Here is a 21,710-nt window from a genome sequence, read left to right as displayed (position 1 = left end):
CTCCTTTAAAAACCATTTTTAACCAATTCTTCCTTAACCCATCCCGACATGATTTCAATGCCCTTTTCCAAAGTAACAGAAGGGTTCCAGCCTAAATCACTGCGAATAAGAGAAGAGTCGCCGTATATTCCAAACTGGTCTCGGCGTGTGGGATCGCCGTAAGTAATAGGGTATTCGGCCATATCACGCCCCCATGCTTTAATAATAGCCTGGAGCAACTCGCGAACATAGGTTTGACGACCCGTTGAAATATTATAAATTTTCCCGTAAGCCTTCTCATTCATACAACGCATAAAGGCGTCAACCACATCAGCTACAAAAACAAAGTCACGAAACCGCTCTAATGATCCACGAATGAAAAGAGGCTGGTTTTTGGCCACATAGGCCATGTAAATACTCACCATGCCCTGCATCAGGTTTTGCATATCCTGCAAAGGACCATAAACGTTAAAGAGCCTCAAACAGGTCGTGTTAACTCCAAAATTTTGATAGATAGCGCACAAATACTCCGATGAAATTTTACCAACAGCATAGGGGGATGGAGGTTTAATAGCAGCACTTTCACTTACCGGTAGACTGTCAGGTTCACCATATACATTCATAGAACTGGCAAAAATAAGTTGCTTTACTTTCTTTTGGAGACACCAGTTTAATAAGGTCATCGTAGACAAACCATTGGCTTTTAAATCGTAAAGAGGACGTTCAAAAGATAATTCCTGCCCCACGTGAGAGGCTAAGTGAAAAACAACATCAACAGGCTCAGCCGGCATCTCCAGAATGGCATCATCCCTTCCCAAATCGAGCCATAAAAAACGGGCTTTTTCCGGAACATTAGATCGGCGTCCGGAAGATAAATTATCAATAACAAGAACATCCCAGCCTTCATCAAGAAGGCGTCGGGTAAGATGGGATCCGATAAAACCGGCACCCCCGGTTACGATAGCTGATTTATTTTTTTGCATGTTGTTTCCTAAATTTCAATAGTGGCAAAAACCATATCAGAATAGCCGTTTTCTTCAAGAAACTTAAAGTACTGCTTATTACAGTTATTAAGGAAAGCATTGAAGTTTTGTTCCACTTTTTTGGGCAAATCTGCCTTTAAAGAACCTTGGGGCAATGTAGCTTGCATGCAGTCCCAGCGGCTTGGCTGAGGTTTTTTTAAGAAAGTCCAATTTAAATTGTTAATTAAACTTGTTGACTGAAAAGGATACATCTTAACGATCTTATATCCGGCTTTTTCACACACACGGGATAAAGTTTCAGGTTTAAAATAATAGAGATGAGGCTCCTGATAGTAAAAATTACGATAAGGCTCCACATCAAATATCCAGACTAAAGGATCCATCAAATTAGGGATTTCAAGATGAATGCGCCCTCCAGGCTTTATAAAGGATTTAAGTCCCTTTAAAAACTGGATCGGATCAGCCGCATGTTCTAAAACATGGAACAAACAGACATGATCATAATATCCTTTAGGCAAATCACTCTCTTCAAAAGGCAGGGAGCTAGTAGGGATATTTCTTACTTCCTTGGCATAAGCTGCTTCACGCGCACTTAATTCAATACCTTGCACTTCAGTCACCTGGGGGCGTAGAGCTGTTAAAAAATATCCTGTACCACTTCCTATTTCTAAAACACGATCTGTTTTCTTGATATAAGGAAGCACTTTTTCAAGACGGCTAGCCTGAACAGGCAAAAACGATTCAAAAAGACTATCGAGCTGGCTTTTAACGTCCGAATAATAATCCTTTGAATACTGCTCCTTGTAAAACTCATTGAGTTTAGCCGCGTAGTGCGTAGCTCCCTGTATTCTGGCTAATCCGCAATCGGTGCATTCAACAACCGTTCCAGGACGATCGTGGCGTAACTTGGTGGATAAAACCCGGTATTTTTCACTATGACATAAAACACATGTATCATTCATAAAACTATCTCCCTTTTAAAAAAAATGGATTAGTCAATTCTCCCAAACCTTCAACACGGGCCGTATAAATATCACCATGATTAATGAATCGCATGCCCACTGTATCTGGCGGGTTGCCGGTTAAAACGATATCCCATGGCTCTAAAGTAATCCAGGTAGAAAGCCAGGATAAAATACGAGGCCATTGCCATACTTGTTGTGAAGAACGCCCCCGGCGAATAACCTCTCCATTTTGAACAGCCTCAATAATACAATCACGAGTATCAAAATCGGTATCTATCCAAGGACCAATAGGACAAAAAGTATCCGGGGCTTTGGAACGAGCCAAATGATGATCGCGCCCCTCAATATTTTCAACCGACGCATCGTTCCCAATGGTAAAACCCAAAACAAAATCACGAACATCAACAGGATTAATATTACGCATACGACGGCGTATCACTACACCCAATTCGGCTTCTCCCCACCAAGGCAAATCGGGAAATGGATTAATAACAGGATCTCCAGGATTACAAATACTACTACCAGGCTTAATAAATACCATTGGCTCTTTCATATTGGGCGAGTAATGATCAATCCCAGGAAAATTAATCGCCATACACACTATCTTAGAGGGCAAACATGGTGCCAATAGCTTAACTTCTTTAAGAGAACAAAGCCTATTTCCCTCTTTAGCCGACCCATCTAAAACATCACCTTTTAACTCATAAATATCTTCATTATTAATTATGCCCAATTGAGGAACTACACTATTCTTTATCTGATATCTGATAATTCTCATAATCTTACCTTTAGAGAACGCATTTCTTTCAAAAAAACTTGGTGGAAGCAATCAACATTATTCATTACATTTATAAAACAACTTTTTTTCATGGGTAGTATTTAAAATATTGGCATCATTCAAAATCAGCATCTTTTCTCTTTTTGAAATTATGTATATTGATGGACCCATTGTTCTAATTCAATTTCCCATAAATGCTCCCAGTCGGTAGAAAAATTGGCATAATTCTTAATAAATGCCAAACGAGCTTTCTGTACATCGGGCCTTTGCCACCAAACCTGTGGGTCTTGCGCTATATTTTTTACAAACTGAGCAGCATCGTGACCGCTATTATGCAAAATACCCACGGCATACAAATCTGCAATATAAGGCTGCACGGAGGGTCGAAAAGCATACATTTCCTTTTCAAAAAAACAGATTGTAGGAATATTCATGGCAAGCGTCTCCAACCATGCCGTTCCCAGATAATTATGAATCACCAAACTTGATTGAGCATACGATACAGGACCAGTCAATGTCGTATCATCCAATTCTACATGGCTACTGGCATTTTTTAATTTTTCCATTAAATTCCATCCATAATCGTTAAAGTAAGGCCTTATTTTAAGGTTTTTTACAAATTTCGTCTCGCGTACAAAATCTAATGTATTGTCAATCATACCTTCGGTTGTGCCAGGTAATCCTGCAAAATGAATACGAAATACATAAGAAGGCATTACTAAAAGATTAAGTAAAATTTTACCCTTTGTTTTTATATAATAGAAAGCATTGGGCATCTGTAAACATAAGGGTTTTACTTTTTTATCTTCAGACATCCAACCTGCAGAATAAAAGCAATCCGCTATCCTTATTTCATAATTTTCACTAGGCTCGATTAATCCAATACCATAAGCACCACCATGCTGATGATTAAGCACCTTCGTTCCTTCTTTTCGCCAATCTGCAAGAAGTGTTTTAAAAAGCACATGACCATGGAGGCCATCGGCAGTGAAAACCACCTTAGGCCTAGGCAAATCAAGAGCTTTAGCTTTCTTAGAGTACGAAACAAAACCTTCTAAATATATAAAAGGTATATAAAGAGGTACTAAAGCCCACAATACATCGGAAAAGCTTGTTAAAGGGCCAGATTGAGATTGAACATTGCGCCAGACACTATCGATTTTAGCAAAAACATGAATAGGATAAAGATAATCATCCTGCCTGGCCCAAGAAGACCATTTTTTAAGAACCTTAAGCCAATGTATACGACTACACCTAAAATATGGGCGCGAAAAAACAAATGGGGCATTTTTGCCACCAACAAGTTGTGTAACAAATCGCAAAATATTCCGCTTTAATCGTGTCTTTAAATTAGCTTTTCCATAAACCATACTCTCCACATTAAATGCAAAAACTTCATTTTTCCCTGTCATTACAAGTTTTTGCACAAGGAAACGTAACTGTTCGTTAAAACGGGATGAATTTACATTTACATACTGGAAATCTTGGCAATCTGCAAATATGGGCAGAGTGATTGTATCAAATTGGAGTGGAAAATCATTACCGCGAATAACTTCTTGATAAGAAGCATACACAATGTGACTAAAATTCATCAGCCATTCACCGCAAATCACATCATAATAATCTACAGATTTATCCAAACCATGATAACTGTTTAATAAATCTGTCAAACGAGTTAAAAGAACATGCTGCTGCGGCTCTAAAAACTGTAGAGCCTGAGTAATTTCAGCCCTATCCCATTTAATAGAATTGAAACAAACGCTCGGAGATGTTTTTAGGTTGAGATTAAATTTCATTCTTGCGTTAAGAAACGATTAAAAAAACCAACTGAAATAATTAGGATGTAGGAAAAGACTCACTTGATAAAATAAGAGTAACACGACCTGCCATAGTAGACAAATCAAGAGGGCAATCGGAATCAATAGCGTGAACACCATGCACTGCCTGAGCATCGTGAATATAAATATCCCCCGGCTGAGAAAAATCATCGATTAAAATTTCTTCACCAGTTTTTCTTTTATAATAAACTCCACCCGCTTTGTAATCAATCCCTTTTCGGGTCACAGACATACCAATATTGAAAATACCATCGTTATTATAGGCATCAAAATGCTCATTCATAAATCCTCCACCTACAGGATAATGGAGTATCTTGGGAAACTCATAATACTTGGTACCATTTAAAGTATACATCCCGTCTGAGTAAGCAACCTTACGCTCGGTTAAAATATCTCTGAGTTGCTGGAGAACTTTAAAACACCAGGAAAACGTATCGTCCGGATTCCAAAAAAAACGTGTAAACATCCGACTAAGCCTTGCATTACATTGAGAATAATCTCCACAATCCACACGCTGAAAGTTTTTCATACGCTCTACAATAGGGCCGCTTCGGCGTAGATCTTCAGAAGATTTAAAGTAAGAATAGTGCTTCTTGTATTCGGAAATAACTTCTTCAGGATTAAATACACCGCGAATGACGCAAAAACCAATTTCTTTAAGCAATGTTTGAATGATTTGCCTCTTTTGAGGCAAATCATTCAAACCTTTTACATTCACTAAAAAATCCAAGTTTTGTGTTACCATGATTCAATCAGGCTTTTTTCAATCTAAAAAGATAATACGCGTGGTCAATCTCCGGATTACCTTCGATGCCTTCGTAATATGCTTTCAAGAACTCAGGATACACCTTTTTGCAAAGGTATGTCTTAAAAGAAGCTCTGTCTTCAGCAGAAATTTTGCTCTTGGTGTGCTCAATAAGACTTGGAATAAAGACGCGTTGAGCAATATCCTGAAAAAAGAAAATCAACTTGTTAACAGTAGGAATAACTTCGAGCGTTTCAAATTTATAATCGGAGAAAAATGCCTTCCAATCAGCTACACTACGCGAATAACGGCTAGTTAAAGCGCGTCGACCACCATCCATGGCTTCAAAAACTTGCTTAAGTGGTTTTTCACGCAATTCTTCAGCTAGCTTCTTGGTAAGATGCATTCCATGAAGATGTTCCGAAGGAAGAACCACCAAGAACTCACCGTTTTTCTTTAAAACGCGTTGAACAGTGGCTGTTGCAGCATTAATATCACTTGCCCAGTAAAAAGCAAAAAGTGAAATAACTTTATCAAACCGATCGGCTTGCAAATTATTTTTTTCAAAAGAGCCTTCAATAATTTCATCATAAAAGCCAAGAGATTGGGCAACCTTTATATGATGATCCTTTAATTCCAAACCACAAGCAATGCGGCGTTCAGGTTTTACCTGAAGAGCCTTAACTACATCAGGTGTATCATAAATATCGCCAGACTGATTTTCTCCAATTTTCTGATTTTCAGATTTAGCTGTGGTAAACCTGTCATAGTCAATAGGAAGTCTAGCTCCCAACATAAGAGCCGTAAAAATACCATCACCACAACCAAAGTCTAACACTACATCCTCAGGTTTTAATCTCTTATAAACATTGTAAGCAGCAAATGCATCCCAAGGGATATCAAAGGGCTTTAACCAATATAAATCAGCAAATGTATCCAACAACTCGAGCAGTTTTGGGTCGTTGTATGATGTTTGTTTGTTACTCATATTTTCTCCTATGATTAAGTTCCTACTTGTTGTTTACGATTAATATAATTTTCAATCAATATCGTACGTCCATCTACTTGTGCCTGTTCGGCAACTTCCATTTTACGAGGATAAAAGCACTTACGGCATACTGGTACTTCCTGAAAACCGTTCTCACGTGCATGCAATGTACGTACACGATTTAATTTTTCACCATGCCATATTTCATAAATAGTCTGATTAAGTGCATTCCCGATAATTTCCTGACCATATTCATCGCTATTGCACATCATTGCTTCTCCTGTGGACGAAACAAATACACGCTGATAAATCTGAGGGCAAGAAAAGTTTTTTTCATAAACGATATCGGAATCAGCGTCATTCCCCAAATAATCGATAAGTGGGTTAAAAGCTACCAGATCAGACGCTTCTTTCATGGTAGAATAAAAAAGCTGTGGATTTTTACGGATAGCTGGCCAAACGCCCTGTACCTTAATTGTAGGCTTAGATAACCCATGGGCACGTTTATATTCCATAATATTTTTTAGCTTTAAAAGAGTTTCCTCATATTTAAGAGGGGCACGAATTCGGTTATAATCCTCCCCCACTCCGTCAAAAGAAACTGTTATCCAATCGGCACCAGCTTTCACAAGCTCTTCAAAAAAAGGCAACTCCAATTTCCATCCGTTAGTTAAAAATGAAACCTCTTTAACACCTTTATCTTTTGCATAACGAACAGCATCTACAAATTTTTTATGCAAAGTAGATTCGCCTCTCCAGCTTAATCTCACAGCTGGAACCTTTCCTGCAATTTCATCCACCACCTTGGTAAAAAGCTCCCATTTCATTAACTTGCGGCTAACAGTCTCTTTGAAATGATCGGTTGTGGTATAACACATGGGACATTTTAAGTTACACGAAGAAGCCAATTCAATGTCTACTAATAAAGGGTATTCACGCACTTCCTTCTTTGCAGGAAGAGCCTCCCAGTCAGAACGGTAACGGGCATATTCTAATTCCCAGCCCTCACTCATTTTACGATTAAATTCTTCGGATCTTTCATTGGTATCAAGGTTATAATGACCTTTGTTCAACTGGACTGTTTTACCATCATCGGTAGATAGCTCGTCACGAAATTGATTTACTTTTGCCATAATATAACCTCTTTAAAACTTCTTCTCTTTACAGTTTTTTTACTAATATACTTATTTATTCTTGTAAACTTGATAATAAGACTTGAGATTACCGCCAAAACTCAACTTGAACCAACCTCTATTGGGGCTATTAACCCCTTCCAAATCAACTTCTTTGACATGATGATTTTGAGACAAATTCTTAAAGGCGCCCCAATGTGCCAAAGTTCCTTGCCATAATTCAGAGTGCTCCGGGTGACCAGCTCCAAAAAGATAGTAGGCTCTTTTACTGTCCCATGCGTAAAATACCGTGTAAACAATAACCCCCTGGCTATTAACAACTTCATATAGAGCACCTCGACCAGCTGCAATCAACTGGTCTATAACACGCGCCATGCGAACTAATTTATCTTCGGAGGAAGGGTCCCCTTGTCTCACCATTAAATCACGATAATAACCAACTAATAGCTGACTGTTTTTTCCCAACTGAACAGTTCCTCCCTGCTTGTGGGCCTGGCGAATATGACGCTGCCGTAACGTATCCATGGCAAGAAAAGCAGCCGAAGATTCATCGGCAACGCCCTGGCCCAGTTCAGAAACATCTACATAAGTGGTGTAGCGAAGATCGAGAGTAAATTTATTATTCTTGTCCGATTCGTGATAACAGTGCCAGATAAAAGGACGCAAATCTTCAAATTGAGGCGCTAAAGCCAGCTCAATGGTTTCAAACTGGGAAGTTAGACGCTGAATAATAAATTCTGTTAATTCAAACTGTTCAAAACGTAAACGAACCTGCTTTTTGGTTTCTTCATTTAAAAAAAGAATACCATTATGAATAACCAGATCATCCAAAACACAGTTATTATCCTGCTGCCCTTTTACTACACAGACTCCCGCCTTGATATGCTCTCCCTGTTTAACAAGATATAACTGATGACGAACGCCGGCCGCCTCTAAAAAGAAGCGCTCGCAAAATAAATTGCTTTGAGGAGACAATTGAATAACCTGATCCCATTCTTCGGGGCCGGGGTTAGCAATCCACTGATATTTATCTTCAGACAAGGGTCAGCACTCCTTTTCCTCTTAATCGTTCAATAATGGGCAGTAAAGCTTCTGAACCCACACCGAGTTCAACAGCAATATCATCAACAGACTTACGGCCATCGCACAGAAAAAGAAGCCATAAAATCAAATCGAGTTCAGAACGCCCTCCAAGTTCAGGTCTCTGAGCTCCTCCCTTGGAGGGATAAAGATCATGCTTGGATAGCATCACCTCGCCACAAGGAATAGTATTTTTATAAATACGACGGGCTTCCAGTTTTTTAATAAGATTGCAGTACAGCTCAAATGTTTCAAATATTTGGGAACCTGTCACAAAAGATAAATTATCAAGCGAACTATGATACTGAGGATATTCGTAATAACGGTCTTTACACAGGGTCACGCAATTAATTTTAAAACCTTGCGTGGAATATTGTCTTTCATCACTACCATGAATATCGAACGGATAAGTTTTAAATGTTTTACCAGCTTCTTTAAAAACCGATTCAACCAGTCGATTAATGGGATGTTCTTTATTCCAGGCCTGTTTATAACCCACATCCCCCTGCCCTCCCACGGTTGTTACCACCAGACCAATATCAATATGCTTCATTTTGGCTTCGTTCAAAAAAGAATAGGCAATGGCACCCAATGTTTCGGGAACAAAAACAATACGGTAAGACCAATAACTGTTTTTAAAATTTCTAAGATGTTGAGCTAAAAACGCGGTTAAAATTACTCCGCTCAAACTGTCATTGGCCATGGAAGGATGACAAATGTAACACGAAATAAGAATTTCCTGCTTTGATTTTCCGGGAATAAGACATTCGCCATACGTTAAAGACCCGGGCTTTAAACTGCTATCGATTGATACTGAAAAAGGTCCCTGACTTGTCTTTAAAGCGGCATATTGATCGTGGGTCACACAAAAGCCCCATTCTTCACGATAATATGTAGTACGATAGGGAATCGCATTGGGTAAATGAGGATGACGATGCAAGTGAGGCTCAAGCTCTTCCCAGCTCAAGGTTTTTTGAACGGGAATACTATAGCTCATCACATGCAGATTATTTTCTTTAAAATCGGCAATGCGCGTTCCATCAGGCAAACCAATAAAAGCACCGCGAATATCCCATTCGGGCGGAACAACCCAATCGTAAGTTTTTGTTCCTGAGGGAATTTCTTTTACATCTATAGGAGTAATTTCATTTAAAATACGAAGAGTCTCACGATTACCAGAACCTGTTAAACTGCGACAAATAGGAAACAATTTTTTCAGATAACGGTCTATTTCAACACTTAAAGTCTGACTAAATTCCATATTTTAGCGAATATTCTCGTCCTGTTTTAAAGCCCAATTCACAATCTCAAAAGCCGGCGTATCAAGCCCAATTCCTGCATTGACTGCGCTTTCCAATTTCAATAGATCTTCAGGAGTGTCAACATCAAAACGAAGATGGGGATAAGATAGCCCCGCAGGGGCGGGAACAGAAAGCATGCGATATTTTTGAATATGATCCCATAAATAAAGAGTCACATGTTCACGATAGCGCAAGTCTCGTGCAATATCTGCAATCTGACGCAAAATTTTTAAATCGATAATTTCGGCACCAAAACCATCGGCATACCCACTATTCATTCTATTTTGATGGTTACAAGCATAATCACAAGGATTAGCCAGGTAAAAATCAATCAGCCTGTCAATTTCAACGCCATCAATAAAAGGGTTATCAGCGCATACTCTAACAATCTGATTGGACTGAGTAAGTTGGGATGCATTTAAAAAACGTCCTAATACATCTTGCTCATTCCCCCTGAAAACTTTAACACCCAAATTACTTGCTACATCAGCAAGAGGATCATCGGATGACAACTCGGATGTCGCCAAAATAATATCATCCAGCTTAGAAGCTCGCTTTACACGATGAATCACCCATTCAATAATAGGAAAGGCCCCTAGAGGGGCCAGCATCTTTCCCGGAAAACGTACAGAGCTCATCCGGGCCTGAATAATAGCAACCGTTCTTTTTTTAGCGGGATTTTGTAACAATATCACTCCACTGCAAAACGTCATCCGCTTTTATATCTCGCAGCGCGCTTCCTCCGATAACTTCATCCCAATGAATAGGACTCACACCTGTACCAGGTCTTTTGTATGTCAAATCGGATTCAGTAAATTTATGACCTTTAGAAATATCACGTGCCGCCACAATACTCCTCCGGGCATTTAAACGAGAAATACCTTCGGTGGTAATAGGGCTTTTATGTTCAGCGTTACCCAATAAGACATGGACACGCTTGGCAAGACTTACAAAACGCTTCAAATCATTTACATCCATAGCATGATAATGATCATTGCCGATTAAAGTTTTATCATGCGTAAAATGCTTTTCAATCACAACAGCACCCAATAAATACGCGGAAACAAGGGATGTCATGGCATCATCAGGCAAAGTATGATCGGAATAACCAATCAAATGATCTGGATAGGCTCTTTGCAAACCCTTAATCATCCGGAGATGGGCATTGGCATTCTCAGTGGGGTAATTTAAAATACAATGTAGCAATAAAATATCTTTAGCTCCAGCACGGGTTAGCGTTTCAACGGCAATATCAATTTCTCCTAAAGTTGCCGCCCCCGTTGAGAGAAGTACAGGCTTTTTTTTGGAGGCAATGCGACGCAAAAAAGGAATATTGGTTAAATCTGCTGAGGCAATTTTAAAAAAAGGCATGAGAGGATCTAAAAACTCAACAGAAGCGTCATCAAAAGGGGTAGATAAAAAATCAATCCCCACATTGCGACAATGAGCTGCTAATTCTACATAATCTTCGGGGCTAAAATTATCGTATTTTTTAAAAAGCTGATGTTGGCTCAAGGTGGGTTCTTTGGTTGTATCCCAATAAGCCGGGGAATGTTTGGAAGCAAGAGTATCAGCCTTATAGCTTTGAAACTTTGCAGCATCAGCCCCGCCCTCTTTGGTCAGTTCAATAAGTCGCTTGGCCTGTTCTAGTGAACCTTCATGATTCACACCAATTTCAGCAATAACATAGGGGAGACTATCGTTTGATAATATTTTATTTCCGAGTTTAATTGATATCATTTTAAACATCCTTGCCCATGCTTTTTTATAAGATTATCCCGATGTAAATTCATCGCTTCTACATTATTAGTAATATTATTGCTATGACGACGATAACGATATAACGGCAGTTCTAAACGATGAATTTTATACTTTTTCTCAAAGCGAATACGGAGATCACGATCTTCATGAAGTAAAAAAGTTTCATCATACAATCCAATATCAATAAGTTGTTCTGTTCGAAACATAACACCACAGGCAATCGGATCTTCAAGACAATTTTTGCGGGCTATTACTTCTTCACGATCATCTACCAGCAGATAATCACAGGCTACAGCATCCATATGAAGATTATGAGAGAGAAAAAGACTCAAAATTCTTAAAAATTCGGCATTAATATAGTCATCAGAATCAACGCGAACCAGATAAGGTGCATTTGAGGCACGAATGCCACGATTTAAAGATGCCGGCAAGCCCAGATTAGTTTCATTTTTTACCAGAGTAATATCGTCGTGAAAAAGTTCTAAGGCATAAGAAGTGCGATCCTGACTTCCATCATCAATAACAATAATCTCATAATCTTCACGCGGAAAATTTTGCGCTAGAATAGAACGCAAACAACGACCAATGTATTTTTCCTGATTATGAACAGGAACAAGCACCGAAATTTTTGGAATTTTTTTCATACTTTTTCTTTCAAAACCTGGGATAAGGCCGTTCTTACGGCTTGCGGCATGTTTTCATTCATTTTAACAATTACCGGCAACGACACACAACGCTCTAAATGAGCGCGGGACTGGGAAAAATCATGGTTTAAGTCGCCCCCATGAGCCTTAACCAATTGAGGCATATGATTCCATGTTCCTGCAAAATGCCATGTTGTTGCTTCGGGCAGTATTTTTGTGGATATTTTTTGTGCTAATAATGCATGGCGACAATTTAGGGCTGTTGTCTTATCTGACACACTAAAAACAAGCGCATCTGCTGTTTCATAAGCATGCTCAGGAACTTCACGAGGAGAGATGCCGGGTAAATCACTAATGGCGTTCCACAAACGATCCCGATTGACACGCTGAGCTTCAATAACAGAAGATAATTTTTTTAACTGGGCAAGACCAACCGCCCCCTGCAGCTCCATCATTCTAAAATTAAATCCGCTACCGGCACGGGTATCTTCCCAGCGCGGAACTGCAGGATTATTTTCATGACCGTGGTCATGCCAGGCCGCGGCTCGCTGATAGTGTTTAGAATTATTAAAAACAATCATCCCACCTTCACCCGTTGTCATCGTTTTGGCAAAGTCAAAACTAAAAGTTCCTATATCACCCCAAGTACCTAAATATTTCCCTGCCAATTTTCCACCGCAACCCCAAGCGGTATCTTCAATAAGAATTAATCCATATTTTTGGCAAATTTCTTTTATTTTTGTGAGATAAGCTGGAGTTCCCAGCATGTGAACAGCTATAACGGCACGCGTACGCTTATTGATTCTCTTCTCTAAATCTTCAGGGTCTAAATTTAAAGTTTTGTCGATTTCAGCACACACAGGAGTGGCACCCGATTCAATAATAGCTTCAACCGTTGCTACAAAAGTAAAACTCTGCGTAATCACTTCGTCACCAGGACCTATGCCCAAAGAAGCCAGGGCAACACGTAAGGCAGCCGTACCTGAAGTAACCGCCAAAGCATGAGGCACTTGCATATAACGGGCAAAAGCCGTTTCAAATTCCTTTACCTTGTAACAATCACCTCTCAGCTGATCAAAACCGTGGCGAAAAAGAACACCCCCACGCGCAAAAACATCATTCACTTCGTTTTGTTCTTCAATTCCTATAACTTCAAATCCGGGCAAGCTAACCTCTTTTCAAGCCAACAGGCTTACATTTTTTTAAAAAGCGATACAACCTTGTCGTACGTCAGAATATCGCGATAATTTTCACCCAAAGCATTGGTTAACGGTTTTTGATGAATAAGCGTTGCATTATACAGGGCTTTGTATTGTTCATCGGTTAAGTTGCGAGCCACACCTTCTGGAACCGATACATTCTGGCGTTCGGCCATTTTCCAAAACTCATCATAAGCTTCGGGATAAAACTCGCTCATGGCACGCATCACAATACAGTTGGCCACACAGTGATGGAGATCCAGAACAACGCTTAAGCCTGCAGAAAAAGGATGAACCACTCCTACGTAACTGGTCGCAATGGCACAACCTCCCAAATAAGCGGCAACCATCAAGCGCTCACGCGACTTAGCATCCATCATGTCATCGTTTAAAAAAACCTGACGGCACAGATTAATAGTTTCACGCGAATACGCATCTCCCACAGCATTACGATAAGAACCCGACAAAGCTTCTACACAATGAATATAGGCATCCATACCCGTATAAAAATACTGGTTACGGGGAACTGTCACTGTTAGTTCGGGATCTAAAATCACATGATCAAAAACAGTGTAATCGCTGTTCATGCCCAGCTTAAGACCTGTTTTGGTATTGGTCATCACACAGGTACGGGTAGCTTCAGCTCCGGTACCCGAAATTGTAGGAATTCCTATTTTATGAACCGCCGGCACCTTCACTAAATCCCAGCCCTGATATTGTTCGGCTATACCTCCATTGGTTAAAAGATTGGCTATCGCCTTGGCGGTATCCAGCGTAATTCCTCCACCTAAGCCCACAATGGTTGCAGGATTTGAAAAACCATCCGCAATTAAACGAGCTACTTCCTGATCAATTTTATCGGTTTTAGGTTCATGATCAGTGGGTACAAACACAACGCAATCTTGAGTCTGAATATCCAAATGACTTAAAACTTCTTTTTTATCTTTAAAAAACTGATCGATAATAAAAACAACTTTGCCTCCTGCCTCTTTAGAACGGGCACGGCGAGTGGCAAGATGCTTGGGAAGTTCTGCAACAGAGCCGGCGCCAAAGTTAAAGCTGCCAACGTTTTTAACAAGTTTTATTCCGGTTTCGAGAATTGAAGGGGCCATATTAAAATTATCCTGCTATATTTTTTTGAAACAAACTTTGCTCATTAACAAAATGATCGTAAAGACCGGTATCTGCTATCTGGCCTTTTTCAAGCTTCACAATCAAATCACAATGCTTAAGAGTGGTAAGCCTGTGAGCCACAATAAAAAGCGTTTTCCCTTTTAGTGCATCAACGGCTGTCATCACTTCTTTTTCTGTTTTAGTATCCAGGGCACTAGTCGCTTCGTCCAGTATCAATACAGGAGGGTCACGATAAAGGGCACGGGCAATTCCAATTCTCTGACACTGTCCTCCCGATAAACGAACCCCTCTTTCACCCACAATAGTATTTAAACCTTCTGGCAAACTACGTACAAACTCATCCAACTGGGCGGCCTTAATCGCTTTTTCTATAGCCGCCTCATCAATTTCATCATTTTTTAAACCAAAGGCTACATTGTTTTTAATTGTATCATCCGTCAAATAAATATTTTGAGGCACATACCCTATTTGATCCTGCCAATCTCGTATATTAGACTGTATATCCAAACCATCCACCATTATTTTTCCACTGATGGGCGTTAACAAACCCAAAATCAAATCAACAAAAGTGCTCTTGCCGGCACCGCTACCACCTATAATTCCAATACAGGAACCTTTTTTAACAGTCATGTTTACATTTTGTAAAACAACATGACTGGATTCGGGATAAATGTAACTTATATTTTCCAGTTTGATGTCATGAGCAAAAGACAATTTCCCGGAAGATACAGCAGGAGGAATAGTTTTAAATTCTTTGAGGCTGGTATATAAAACATTAATAACAGGATAAGAAAAACGTAAACTCTGTATCGTATTTAAAATTCTGTTTACGGAAGGCATTAAACGAAAAGCAGCGGCAGCAAATAAACCCATAGTAGGCAAAAGAGACGTCATGGGCTTTCCCTGAACCAGCATTGTGAAACCAATTAATACGAGTCCCACAACAGCTAAAAACTCCAGCCATAACCGGGGAAGAGACTGCAAGGTATATTGTTTCTTGCCCACATCGGCATTGCCCACATTATGAACTGCGTATTGGGATAAAAAAGAATCTTCCCTTCCCAGTATTTTAACATCCTTTACACCGTTTAATCCCTCCTGAAGATGCTGAATGCGAAGGCCGTCATGAAACTGTCTGGCCTCTCCCCAACGCGATATGCGTGACCGGGTAAAAGCATGAAAAACATACACAGCCAGACCCAGCACACTCACCACCCAAAGTGCACCAATGGGCTCAACGTAAACAAGTAGAACGGCAATACCCAGCACCACAAAAATTTCGGTTAAAAGGGTAATCCCCATATTCATCACATTAAAAGTAAAATGATTGGTTTCGTTAATAACATTCCGAATAAGTTCGGAAGAATTACGTTGTAGATGAAACGTATAAGGCTGGCGTAAATATCCGGAAAAAAGCTCCTGAGAAAGACTGGCCTGTACTCTGTATGCAAAACCGGATTGATACCAGGATAAAAAAGCGAGAAACCCTGCTTTAACGGCATAGACAACCAATAATGAAACTAGCCCGATAACAACAAGCTCGGTCTGACTCCCGGCCCCTTTAATGAAAGGCTGAAAAAAAGAAATTTTAGCCACCTGACTCGGATCAACCATAACAGCCAAGGCCGGAATAATTAACCCCACCCCCAAAGTCTCCAACATCATGCCAATCAGTATAAGAAAAATAAGTGTTGGCTTTATTTTTCTATTAGGCGCTTGAAGTAAGAATAATATTTTTTTTAAAATAGAAGGTTGCAATTCTTAGGCTACCGCCACTCTATCGAATGATAGAAATAAAAAAGTTGAATAATAACAGGAAAATACATTAAGGAGTGCTTTCTATAAGTTAATTAAGTATAAAACGTCAATAAAATATTATACGACCGACATTACTCAAGATATGTATAGAAAAGCCAAAAAAACTAAGTTGGCTGGACATCTACCCTCCTTTAATAACACTCAGCACCTTCCTGGTGATCGTATACTGAATTAGAGGAAATTGTTATATTTTGTGATCGGCTTACATATATACCACAATTATGAGGCTGACTTTGAGAGCTACTATAAATTATGTTACTAGTGATAGAAATAGAATCAGCTTCAAGAACACCTATTCCAGAATAGCCACTGTTAAATATTATGTTGTTATCAAGAGTAACAAGTCTATCTATAGGACTGATATCGCTACCTCTACCCCAAGAACCAATACCTCCAATGCCATAGGCGCTGGAATTAGCTATAGTGTTATTTGATACTTCAACATTGAGATTGTCATCGCAAAAATATACACCATCTGCACCTGAAAAAATAATAGTATTGTTATCAATAATATTATTTCTGGCACTGCCCAAGTGAATACCGTCATTTTTACTTCCAATAATTTTGCTGTTCGTTACAGTAACATCTTCATTGGCGATCAAAGTTATTCCTTCATAACCCGCATCGCTAATTTCTACGTTATCAATAGTAACATCTGTCGAATGAGAAACCACTATACCTGCAAGATACCATGATTGTATTCCTGCATCATTTTTATTTCCATCTATCATTAAATCTCGAATGGCAATGTTATTTGATGAATCAATGGTCATCACAGGAAACGTGCTTGATATAACAGAATTTTGAGAAACAAAAAAAGAATCATTTATATTTCTAACCAGAAATATTTCATTTCCAACAACATGATCTATCTTACCCAAAAAGTTTTTGTAGCCCTCAGTAGAAGTATCATCTCGTAAAAAAAAATTTCCACCAGCTTGAAATAGAGTCCCATTTTCAACAGAGATAGAACCATCCCCCAAAATAGCATCTCGTGTTAAAAAGCTAGAATTGCCCGAAGTAGCCTTTAGCATTGTTTGGTCTTCAACACCTACAATAGTGATATTATCATCGGAAATTCTTAATTGACCTGAAATAACATATTCACCACTATCTAGTTCAATAGTACCACCATTAATGCTTAATGAATCGATCGCCTGTCGAATAGCCCATTTGTTTAAAGCAGGATTTGCATCTGAAGCTTCTGCTCCCCACCATTCGGGATAAACAGGATTAAGCGTGGTCTCATTGTTTATTTTTATATCATAAATATTTTCAAAAATGTGACATCTACAAGCATAAACACTACCCTCTACAACAAGAGCTATATCGCCCGATAAATTAATGCTGTCATCTTCGGGAACTGTCAGGTCTCCGTGCACAGTAACTAAATTGTTATTAATTTCAATTTCTGTACCCTCATCAACAAATTGAGATAATTCATCATTAATAACTTGGTCATCGTAATAAAAGTTATCGGAAGGAATAAAGAAACTACTGTAGTCTTCACTAGAAGAAGGAGATTCTGACGTTGTTGATTTATTTGAAGAGCAACTCACATTTAAAAAAAACACTACCAATAAAAGTCGCATTACATTGCCAAGAATTAGCAAAAAAAAATTTTTCATGATTTAAAAACTACTGTAGCCAATCAAATAAATCAACTTATACTAAATTTTGTGGCCATTATTTCAGTTTTTCGCAAGAAAAACAGATAATCAAAGAAAATAAGCAGGATAGCATCTACTGATGATAACACTGAATTTATGCTTTATTTTGCCTATTTTTTGAGCTAAGTACATTATTACGATACTATTAAACGAGGATTTTTTTGTTCTACCATAAAAATAAAATAACCACCTTTATCCGTCGCTTTATCAAACCCATTCTCTTTGTTTGTGATTGCGTTTCTGTTTGCATCGCTTGGGCAATGGCACTCTATATTTATACATTAAACACCCATACCACTCCTGACTTTATAAAAATTTTCATGCAAACAGTCCCCTTATTTTTGGGTGTTAACATGGTTCTTTTTCATGCCATGGGACTATACAGAGTCATTTTACGCTATGCTAGCTTTCTCTTTGCAATAACTCTTATTAAAACGGTCTCCATAGGCGCTCTATTATCTTCTTTTTTGGTAATTTTTATTAACTCGTCTGAATTCCCGATCAATATTTTTATTAATTATTGGTTTTTCTCGTTGAGTCTTGTGAGCCTGAGTCGATTTTTCCCCCGATACTACACTGAAAGTACTCTTAAGTTTACCGAAGGAGAAAAAAACATTCTCATCTATGGTGCAGGAGATGTAGGTGACGCTTTAGCTCGCAGTCTGATGAGAGAAAAGCACATTTATAACGTTATTGGCTTTATTGATGATAATCAGCGCAAAGTAGGACTTAAAGTTCATAACATCCCTGTACTAGGAACCCATAATCAATTAGCCAAACTCGTAGCTGATTATGAAATTTCTGAACTCATAGTCGCTATCAGCAAATTTAGACCTGAATCTTTGCGAGAACTAGTTAAAGAATGCCGTAAAATGCGTGTTATCTGCCGTATAGCTCCCACCTTACCGGGAATGATCAAACAAGATGTTCATATTAAAAACATAGACATTGCCGATCTCTTAAAAAGAAATCCGGAAGATTTGGACGAGCGCCAAATTGAACGTTTTATAAAAGACAAAAAAGTGCTCATTACTGGCGCCGCGGGCTCTATTGGATCAGAGTTAGTCAGACAGGTTATCCGATTTAACGCTTCGCGCGTGATTTTGCTTGATAATTCCGAGTACGGCCTCTACAAAATGGAAGAAGCTCTTCGCGAAAGTTATCCTAACCAAAATCTTAACTTACGCTATACCTTACTCGATCTTAATAACCGTCATGGCATAAATGCACTTATACAGGAAGAAAAACCTGATCTCATTTTGCATGCCGCGGCGTTTAAACATGTACCCATGATTGAATACAACCCCTTCATTGGTGTGATTAACAATGTTAGAGGGACCATTAATCTTGTTAATGCTGCCCAGCATTACAACATCGAAAAGTTTGTATTAATATCAACCGATAAAGCGGTACGTCCTACTAACGTAATGGGTGCCACTAAGCGTATTTGTGAGCTTTACATCCAAAATCTAAACTTAAGATCTAATACCGAATTCGTAGCTGTGCGTTTTGGCAATGTTTTAGGGTCATCAGGTAGCGTTATCCCTAAATTTTTAAAGCAAATTAATGCTGGCGGGCCCGTTACTGTTACTCATCCTGATGTAGTACGCTATTTTATGCTTATTCAAGAAGCTGTTGAATTAACTCTTCAAGCCGCTTCTATTGGTCACGGCGGTGAAATTTTTATTTTAAATATGGGTAACCCCGTTAAAATTAAAGAAATGGCTGAAGACCTTATCTTTCTGGCAGGAAAAGAACCATATAAAGATATTGATATTGTTTGCACGGGTTTACGTCCGGGGGAAAAACTGTTTGAAGAACTATTGATTGATGAAAGCGAAAAGAAAACTCAGTACGAAAATATCACCATCGGAAAAACAACTATTCTCGATTGGGAAGAACTTAAAACAAAAGTAGACATGCTGATTGAAACTGCTAAAACATTTAACCGTGATGAACTACTGTTACGAATCAAAGATATCGTAACTGAGTTTAACCATAAAGACTTGCCCGAAGAATCTCAAACTAGCAATGTGGTGCCACTTACCCCGCGGCATTAAATATCTTTTATTTCCCAAAACTAATTTTAAGTCCTGAACTCAAAAGAAAATTATGCCTTGAGACAGATGTAGAATTAAAATTACTGACATGTTCATAACCCAACCCAGTATTAAGTGCGATTTTTTTAGAAACTTTAAAATCGCCATCAAGCCTGGTACCAATTCTTTTTTCAGCAGCTGTATCTAGTGTTACTACAAATTCTGAGCTGGGTGTTTTAAGCCATAGATTATTATCGCGATTTTGATAGTAAAGAGAAGCGCGTAAACGCGTCTTATCACAGGGATGATAATATAACTTGCCCGAAACACTGTAAGCATCCGACCCAAGCTCATCGCCAAGTATTTGTTTATTTAAAGTATAACCCGAAACAAAAACACCATGGCGATAAAAAATTGGTGCCATATAACGAAACTCGGCACGAGCCGACAACTTGCCCTTGTTATCTATACGAGGAATGTATAAGCCACCCAGATAACTCCAGTTAGTTTTAAACCTACTAAAAAAAGCATCGTCCGACATCATTTCAAAATAAAGAGAAGCTCCTCGCAGTGAAGACGGAAAATTGATACGTCCATCAAAACCATATATTCTATTTGATAAATTTTCGTTCTGAATACCCGACGTTGATAAAAATCCCCCACGGGAAGCAAAAAATTCCCCAAATACCTCTCCGGGTGAAATTTCGGGTCCGTTCTTTCCACCCATAATCAAAGCTTGCGATATACCTAATTCAAAAAAAGATGCAGGCTTGAGTGTAAATTTAAGTCCAGTAAAAAAAGGTTGGTCCGCAAAATCCTCGGAGCCTAAATTAGCCACAAAAAGAGAAGGTTTAAACAAACCCAAATACTTAAACACCCATGGGAAATAAAAAGGATGATCGGCAGTAAGCATCATCATATCCAAAGGACGAGCGTTCTTAGAAAGGAGAAGTCCGCCGTTTTCACCTTGGCCCCAAATCACTTCATCTCTACCTATGGTCACTGAAAAATTTTTGTAACCGCTTTTTAAATAAAGGCGAGTAGGAATTAAATTAAAATCATCGTTTATCGAATTTCGCGGGAATAAAGATTCAATCCCTATTTTAGAATCAAGAATAAGATAACGACTATCGCCTCCCCAGCTTGTTAAATCTAAGGAGTATTGAGCACCGTCTACATAATGTTTTCCGTTTTGATTGGCGACTAGAGGATTTACACGAGCATCAATTTGACCTACACCGTTGGTTGCTAAAACATTCCGCCATGGGCTGTCTAAAAAAGTAACGTTTACCTCTAGTGAGTCAAACGGATGAAATTGAAACGGTTTGGAACTGGGTCTAAAACGTTCGTTCAAATGATCAATCAATTCAGAAGCATAATCTTTTCTTCGATCACAGCGCTCACGTTTCGCGCCTTCAAACTTATCACAAAGAGCTTCAGAATTCTCCTGTGCTTCTTTCAACATACGTCTGATTTGCTCTTCGCTCCACGGCCGCTGACCAATAATGGCTTTTTTAACCAAACCATGAGCAATTAAAGTATCGATATCGTGATAAACGGGGTCGGAAACAGGAATATTGCGCGTTATCACCGTTTCCGATGCAAAACCAAGAAAAGGAAACAAAAAAAGAAAAAGAAAGATTTTTTTATTCATT

18 protein-coding genes are annotated in these 21,710 nt (G+C 38.9%); 1 reads left to right on the top strand and 17 read right to left on the bottom strand.

Annotated features, from left to right (window positions below):
* Positions 1 to 5: 5 nt before the first annotated feature.
* The 16 genes from K1X76_03435 to K1X76_03360 all read right to left on the bottom strand — a co-directional run bounded on the left by K1X76_03435 (position 6) and on the right by K1X76_03360 (position 17,974).
* Complete coding sequence (locus tag K1X76_03435) at positions 6 to 962, bottom strand: NAD-dependent epimerase/dehydratase family protein (protein ID MBX7148113.1); 957 nt, start codon at positions 960 to 962, stop codon at positions 6 to 8.
* Between the two features lie 8 nt (positions 963 to 970).
* Complete coding sequence (locus K1X76_03430) at positions 971 to 1,924, bottom strand: class I SAM-dependent methyltransferase (GenBank protein ID MBX7148112.1); 954 nt, start codon at positions 1,922 to 1,924, stop codon at positions 971 to 973.
* A gap of 4 nt (positions 1,925 to 1,928) precedes the next feature.
* Positions 1,929 to 2,705: a fumarylacetoacetate hydrolase family protein gene (locus tag K1X76_03425; GenBank protein ID MBX7148111.1), complete on the bottom strand. Its 777-nt coding sequence runs from the start codon at positions 2,703 to 2,705 to the stop codon at positions 1,929 to 1,931.
* 149 nt (positions 2,706 to 2,854) lie between these two features.
* A complete protein-coding gene (locus K1X76_03420; protein ID MBX7148110.1) occupies positions 2,855 to 4,501 on the bottom strand; it encodes an LIC12162 family protein in 1,647 nt (548 codons plus the stop codon).
* Between the two features lie 40 nt (positions 4,502 to 4,541).
* The gene (locus tag K1X76_03415) at positions 4,542 to 5,288 is read right to left on the bottom strand and encodes a hypothetical protein (protein MBX7148109.1); all 747 of its coding nucleotides are present in this window, start codon (positions 5,286 to 5,288) and stop codon (positions 4,542 to 4,544) included.
* Positions 5,289 to 5,295: 7 nt separating this feature from the next.
* A complete protein-coding gene (locus tag K1X76_03410) occupies positions 5,296 to 6,276 on the bottom strand; it encodes a class I SAM-dependent methyltransferase (protein MBX7148108.1) in 981 nt (326 codons plus the stop codon).
* 14 nt (positions 6,277 to 6,290) lie between these two features.
* Positions 6,291 to 7,409 carry a radical SAM protein gene (locus K1X76_03405; GenBank protein ID MBX7148107.1) on the bottom strand — a complete coding sequence of 373 codons (1,119 nt, stop codon included), beginning with the start codon at positions 7,407 to 7,409 and terminating at the stop codon, positions 6,291 to 6,293.
* Between the two features lie 51 nt (positions 7,410 to 7,460).
* Positions 7,461 to 8,450 carry a GNAT family N-acetyltransferase gene (locus K1X76_03400; protein MBX7148106.1) on the bottom strand — a complete coding sequence of 330 codons (990 nt, stop codon included), beginning with the start codon at positions 8,448 to 8,450 and terminating at the stop codon, positions 7,461 to 7,463.
* Positions 8,443 to 9,750, bottom strand: a complete 1,308-nt coding sequence (locus K1X76_03395) for a DUF4910 domain-containing protein (protein MBX7148105.1) — start codon at positions 9,748 to 9,750, stop codon at positions 8,443 to 8,445. The genes K1X76_03400 and K1X76_03395 overlap by 8 nt, the downstream gene beginning before the upstream one ends.
* Before the next feature lie 3 nt (positions 9,751 to 9,753).
* Positions 9,754 to 10,479 carry a glycosyltransferase family protein gene (locus K1X76_03390; protein MBX7148104.1) on the bottom strand — a complete coding sequence of 242 codons (726 nt, stop codon included), beginning with the start codon at positions 10,477 to 10,479 and terminating at the stop codon, positions 9,754 to 9,756.
* A complete protein-coding gene (locus K1X76_03385; GenBank protein ID MBX7148103.1) occupies positions 10,460 to 11,530 on the bottom strand; it encodes an N-acetylneuraminate synthase family protein in 1,071 nt (356 codons plus the stop codon). The genes K1X76_03390 and K1X76_03385 overlap by 20 nt, the downstream gene beginning before the upstream one ends.
* Positions 11,527 to 12,195 (bottom strand): glycosyltransferase family 2 protein, encoded by a 669-nt coding sequence (locus tag K1X76_03380; protein ID MBX7148102.1) that lies wholly within the window; start codon positions 12,193 to 12,195, stop codon positions 11,527 to 11,529. Before K1X76_03380 ends, K1X76_03385 begins: the two co-directional genes overlap by 4 nt.
* Positions 12,192 to 13,361, bottom strand: coding sequence for a DegT/DnrJ/EryC1/StrS family aminotransferase (locus K1X76_03375; GenBank protein ID MBX7148101.1), 1,170 nt, complete (start codon positions 13,359 to 13,361; stop codon positions 12,192 to 12,194). Before K1X76_03375 ends, K1X76_03380 begins: the two co-directional genes overlap by 4 nt.
* A gap of 26 nt (positions 13,362 to 13,387) precedes the next feature.
* Positions 13,388 to 14,506 carry an iron-containing alcohol dehydrogenase gene (locus K1X76_03370; GenBank protein ID MBX7148100.1) on the bottom strand — a complete coding sequence of 373 codons (1,119 nt, stop codon included), beginning with the start codon at positions 14,504 to 14,506 and terminating at the stop codon, positions 13,388 to 13,390.
* A gap of 7 nt (positions 14,507 to 14,513) precedes the next feature.
* Positions 14,514 to 16,193, bottom strand: a complete 1,680-nt coding sequence (locus K1X76_03365; GenBank protein ID MBX7148099.1) for an ABC transporter ATP-binding protein/permease — start codon at positions 16,191 to 16,193, stop codon at positions 14,514 to 14,516.
* Positions 16,194 to 16,477: 284 nt separating this feature from the next.
* Positions 16,478 to 17,974, bottom strand: coding sequence for a right-handed parallel beta-helix repeat-containing protein (locus tag K1X76_03360; GenBank protein ID MBX7148098.1), 1,497 nt, complete (start codon positions 17,972 to 17,974; stop codon positions 16,478 to 16,480).
* A gap of 362 nt (positions 17,975 to 18,336) precedes the next feature.
* On the opposite strand from K1X76_03360, the gene K1X76_03355 reads away from it, so the two are divergent.
* Positions 18,337 to 20,076 (top strand): polysaccharide biosynthesis protein, encoded by a 1,740-nt coding sequence (locus K1X76_03355; protein MBX7148097.1) that lies wholly within the window; start codon positions 18,337 to 18,339, stop codon positions 20,074 to 20,076.
* 7 nt (positions 20,077 to 20,083) lie between these two features.
* Here the strand turns inward: K1X76_03355 and K1X76_03350 are convergent, their stop codons facing one another.
* Positions 20,084 to 21,709, bottom strand: a complete 1,626-nt coding sequence (locus tag K1X76_03350) for a capsule assembly Wzi family protein (protein MBX7148096.1) — start codon at positions 21,707 to 21,709, stop codon at positions 20,084 to 20,086.
* Position 21,710 lies beyond the last annotated feature (1 nt).

The organism is bacterium (assembly GCA_019695305.1).
Lineage (GTDB): Bacteria > UBA10199 > UBA10199 > UBA10199 > JAIBAG01 > JAIBAG01.
The sequence above is the reverse complement of the archived record's forward strand: the minus strand, read 5'-3'. Positions and strand labels throughout refer to the sequence as shown.

Excerpts from the sequence above, each read along its gene's own strand:
- K1X76_03435 (MBX7148113.1), bottom strand. The coding sequence starts at position 962 with ATGCAAAAAAATAAATCAGCTATCGTAACCGGGGGTGCCGGTTTTATC.
- K1X76_03430 (MBX7148112.1), bottom strand. The coding sequence starts at position 1,924 with ATGAATGATACATGTGTTTTATGTCATAGTGAAAAATACCGGGTTTTA.
- K1X76_03425 (MBX7148111.1), bottom strand. The coding sequence starts at position 2,705 with ATGAGAATTATCAGATATCAGATAAAGAATAGTGTAGTTCCTCAATTG.
- K1X76_03420 (MBX7148110.1), bottom strand. The coding sequence starts at position 4,501 with ATGAAATTTAATCTCAACCTAAAAACATCTCCGAGCGTTTGTTTCAAT.
- K1X76_03415 (MBX7148109.1), bottom strand. The coding sequence starts at position 5,288 with ATGGTAACACAAAACTTGGATTTTTTAGTGAATGTAAAAGGTTTGAAT.
- K1X76_03410 (MBX7148108.1), bottom strand. The coding sequence starts at position 6,276 with ATGAGTAACAAACAAACATCATACAACGACCCAAAACTGCTCGAGTTG.
- K1X76_03405 (MBX7148107.1), bottom strand. The coding sequence starts at position 7,409 with ATGGCAAAAGTAAATCAATTTCGTGACGAGCTATCTACCGATGATGGT.
- K1X76_03395 (MBX7148105.1), bottom strand. The coding sequence starts at position 9,750 with ATGGAATTTAGTCAGACTTTAAGTGTTGAAATAGACCGTTATCTGAAA.
- K1X76_03385 (MBX7148103.1), bottom strand. The coding sequence starts at position 11,530 with ATGATATCAATTAAACTCGGAAATAAAATATTATCAAACGATAGTCTC.
- K1X76_03380 (MBX7148102.1), bottom strand. The coding sequence starts at position 12,195 with ATGAAAAAAATTCCAAAAATTTCGGTGCTTGTTCCTGTTCATAATCAG.
- K1X76_03370 (MBX7148100.1), bottom strand. The coding sequence starts at position 14,506 with ATGGCCCCTTCAATTCTCGAAACCGGAATAAAACTTGTTAAAAACGTT.
- K1X76_03365 (MBX7148099.1), bottom strand. The coding sequence starts at position 16,193 with ATGATGTTGGAGACTTTGGGGGTGGGGTTAATTATTCCGGCCTTGGCT.
- K1X76_03360 (MBX7148098.1), bottom strand. The coding sequence starts at position 17,974 with ATGAAAAATTTTTTTTTGCTAATTCTTGGCAATGTAATGCGACTTTTA.
- K1X76_03355 (MBX7148097.1), top strand. The coding sequence starts at position 18,337 with ATGCAAACAGTCCCCTTATTTTTGGGTGTTAACATGGTTCTTTTTCAT.
- K1X76_03350 (MBX7148096.1), bottom strand. The coding sequence starts at position 21,709 with ATGAATAAAAAAATCTTTCTTTTTCTTTTTTTGTTTCCTTTTCTTGGT.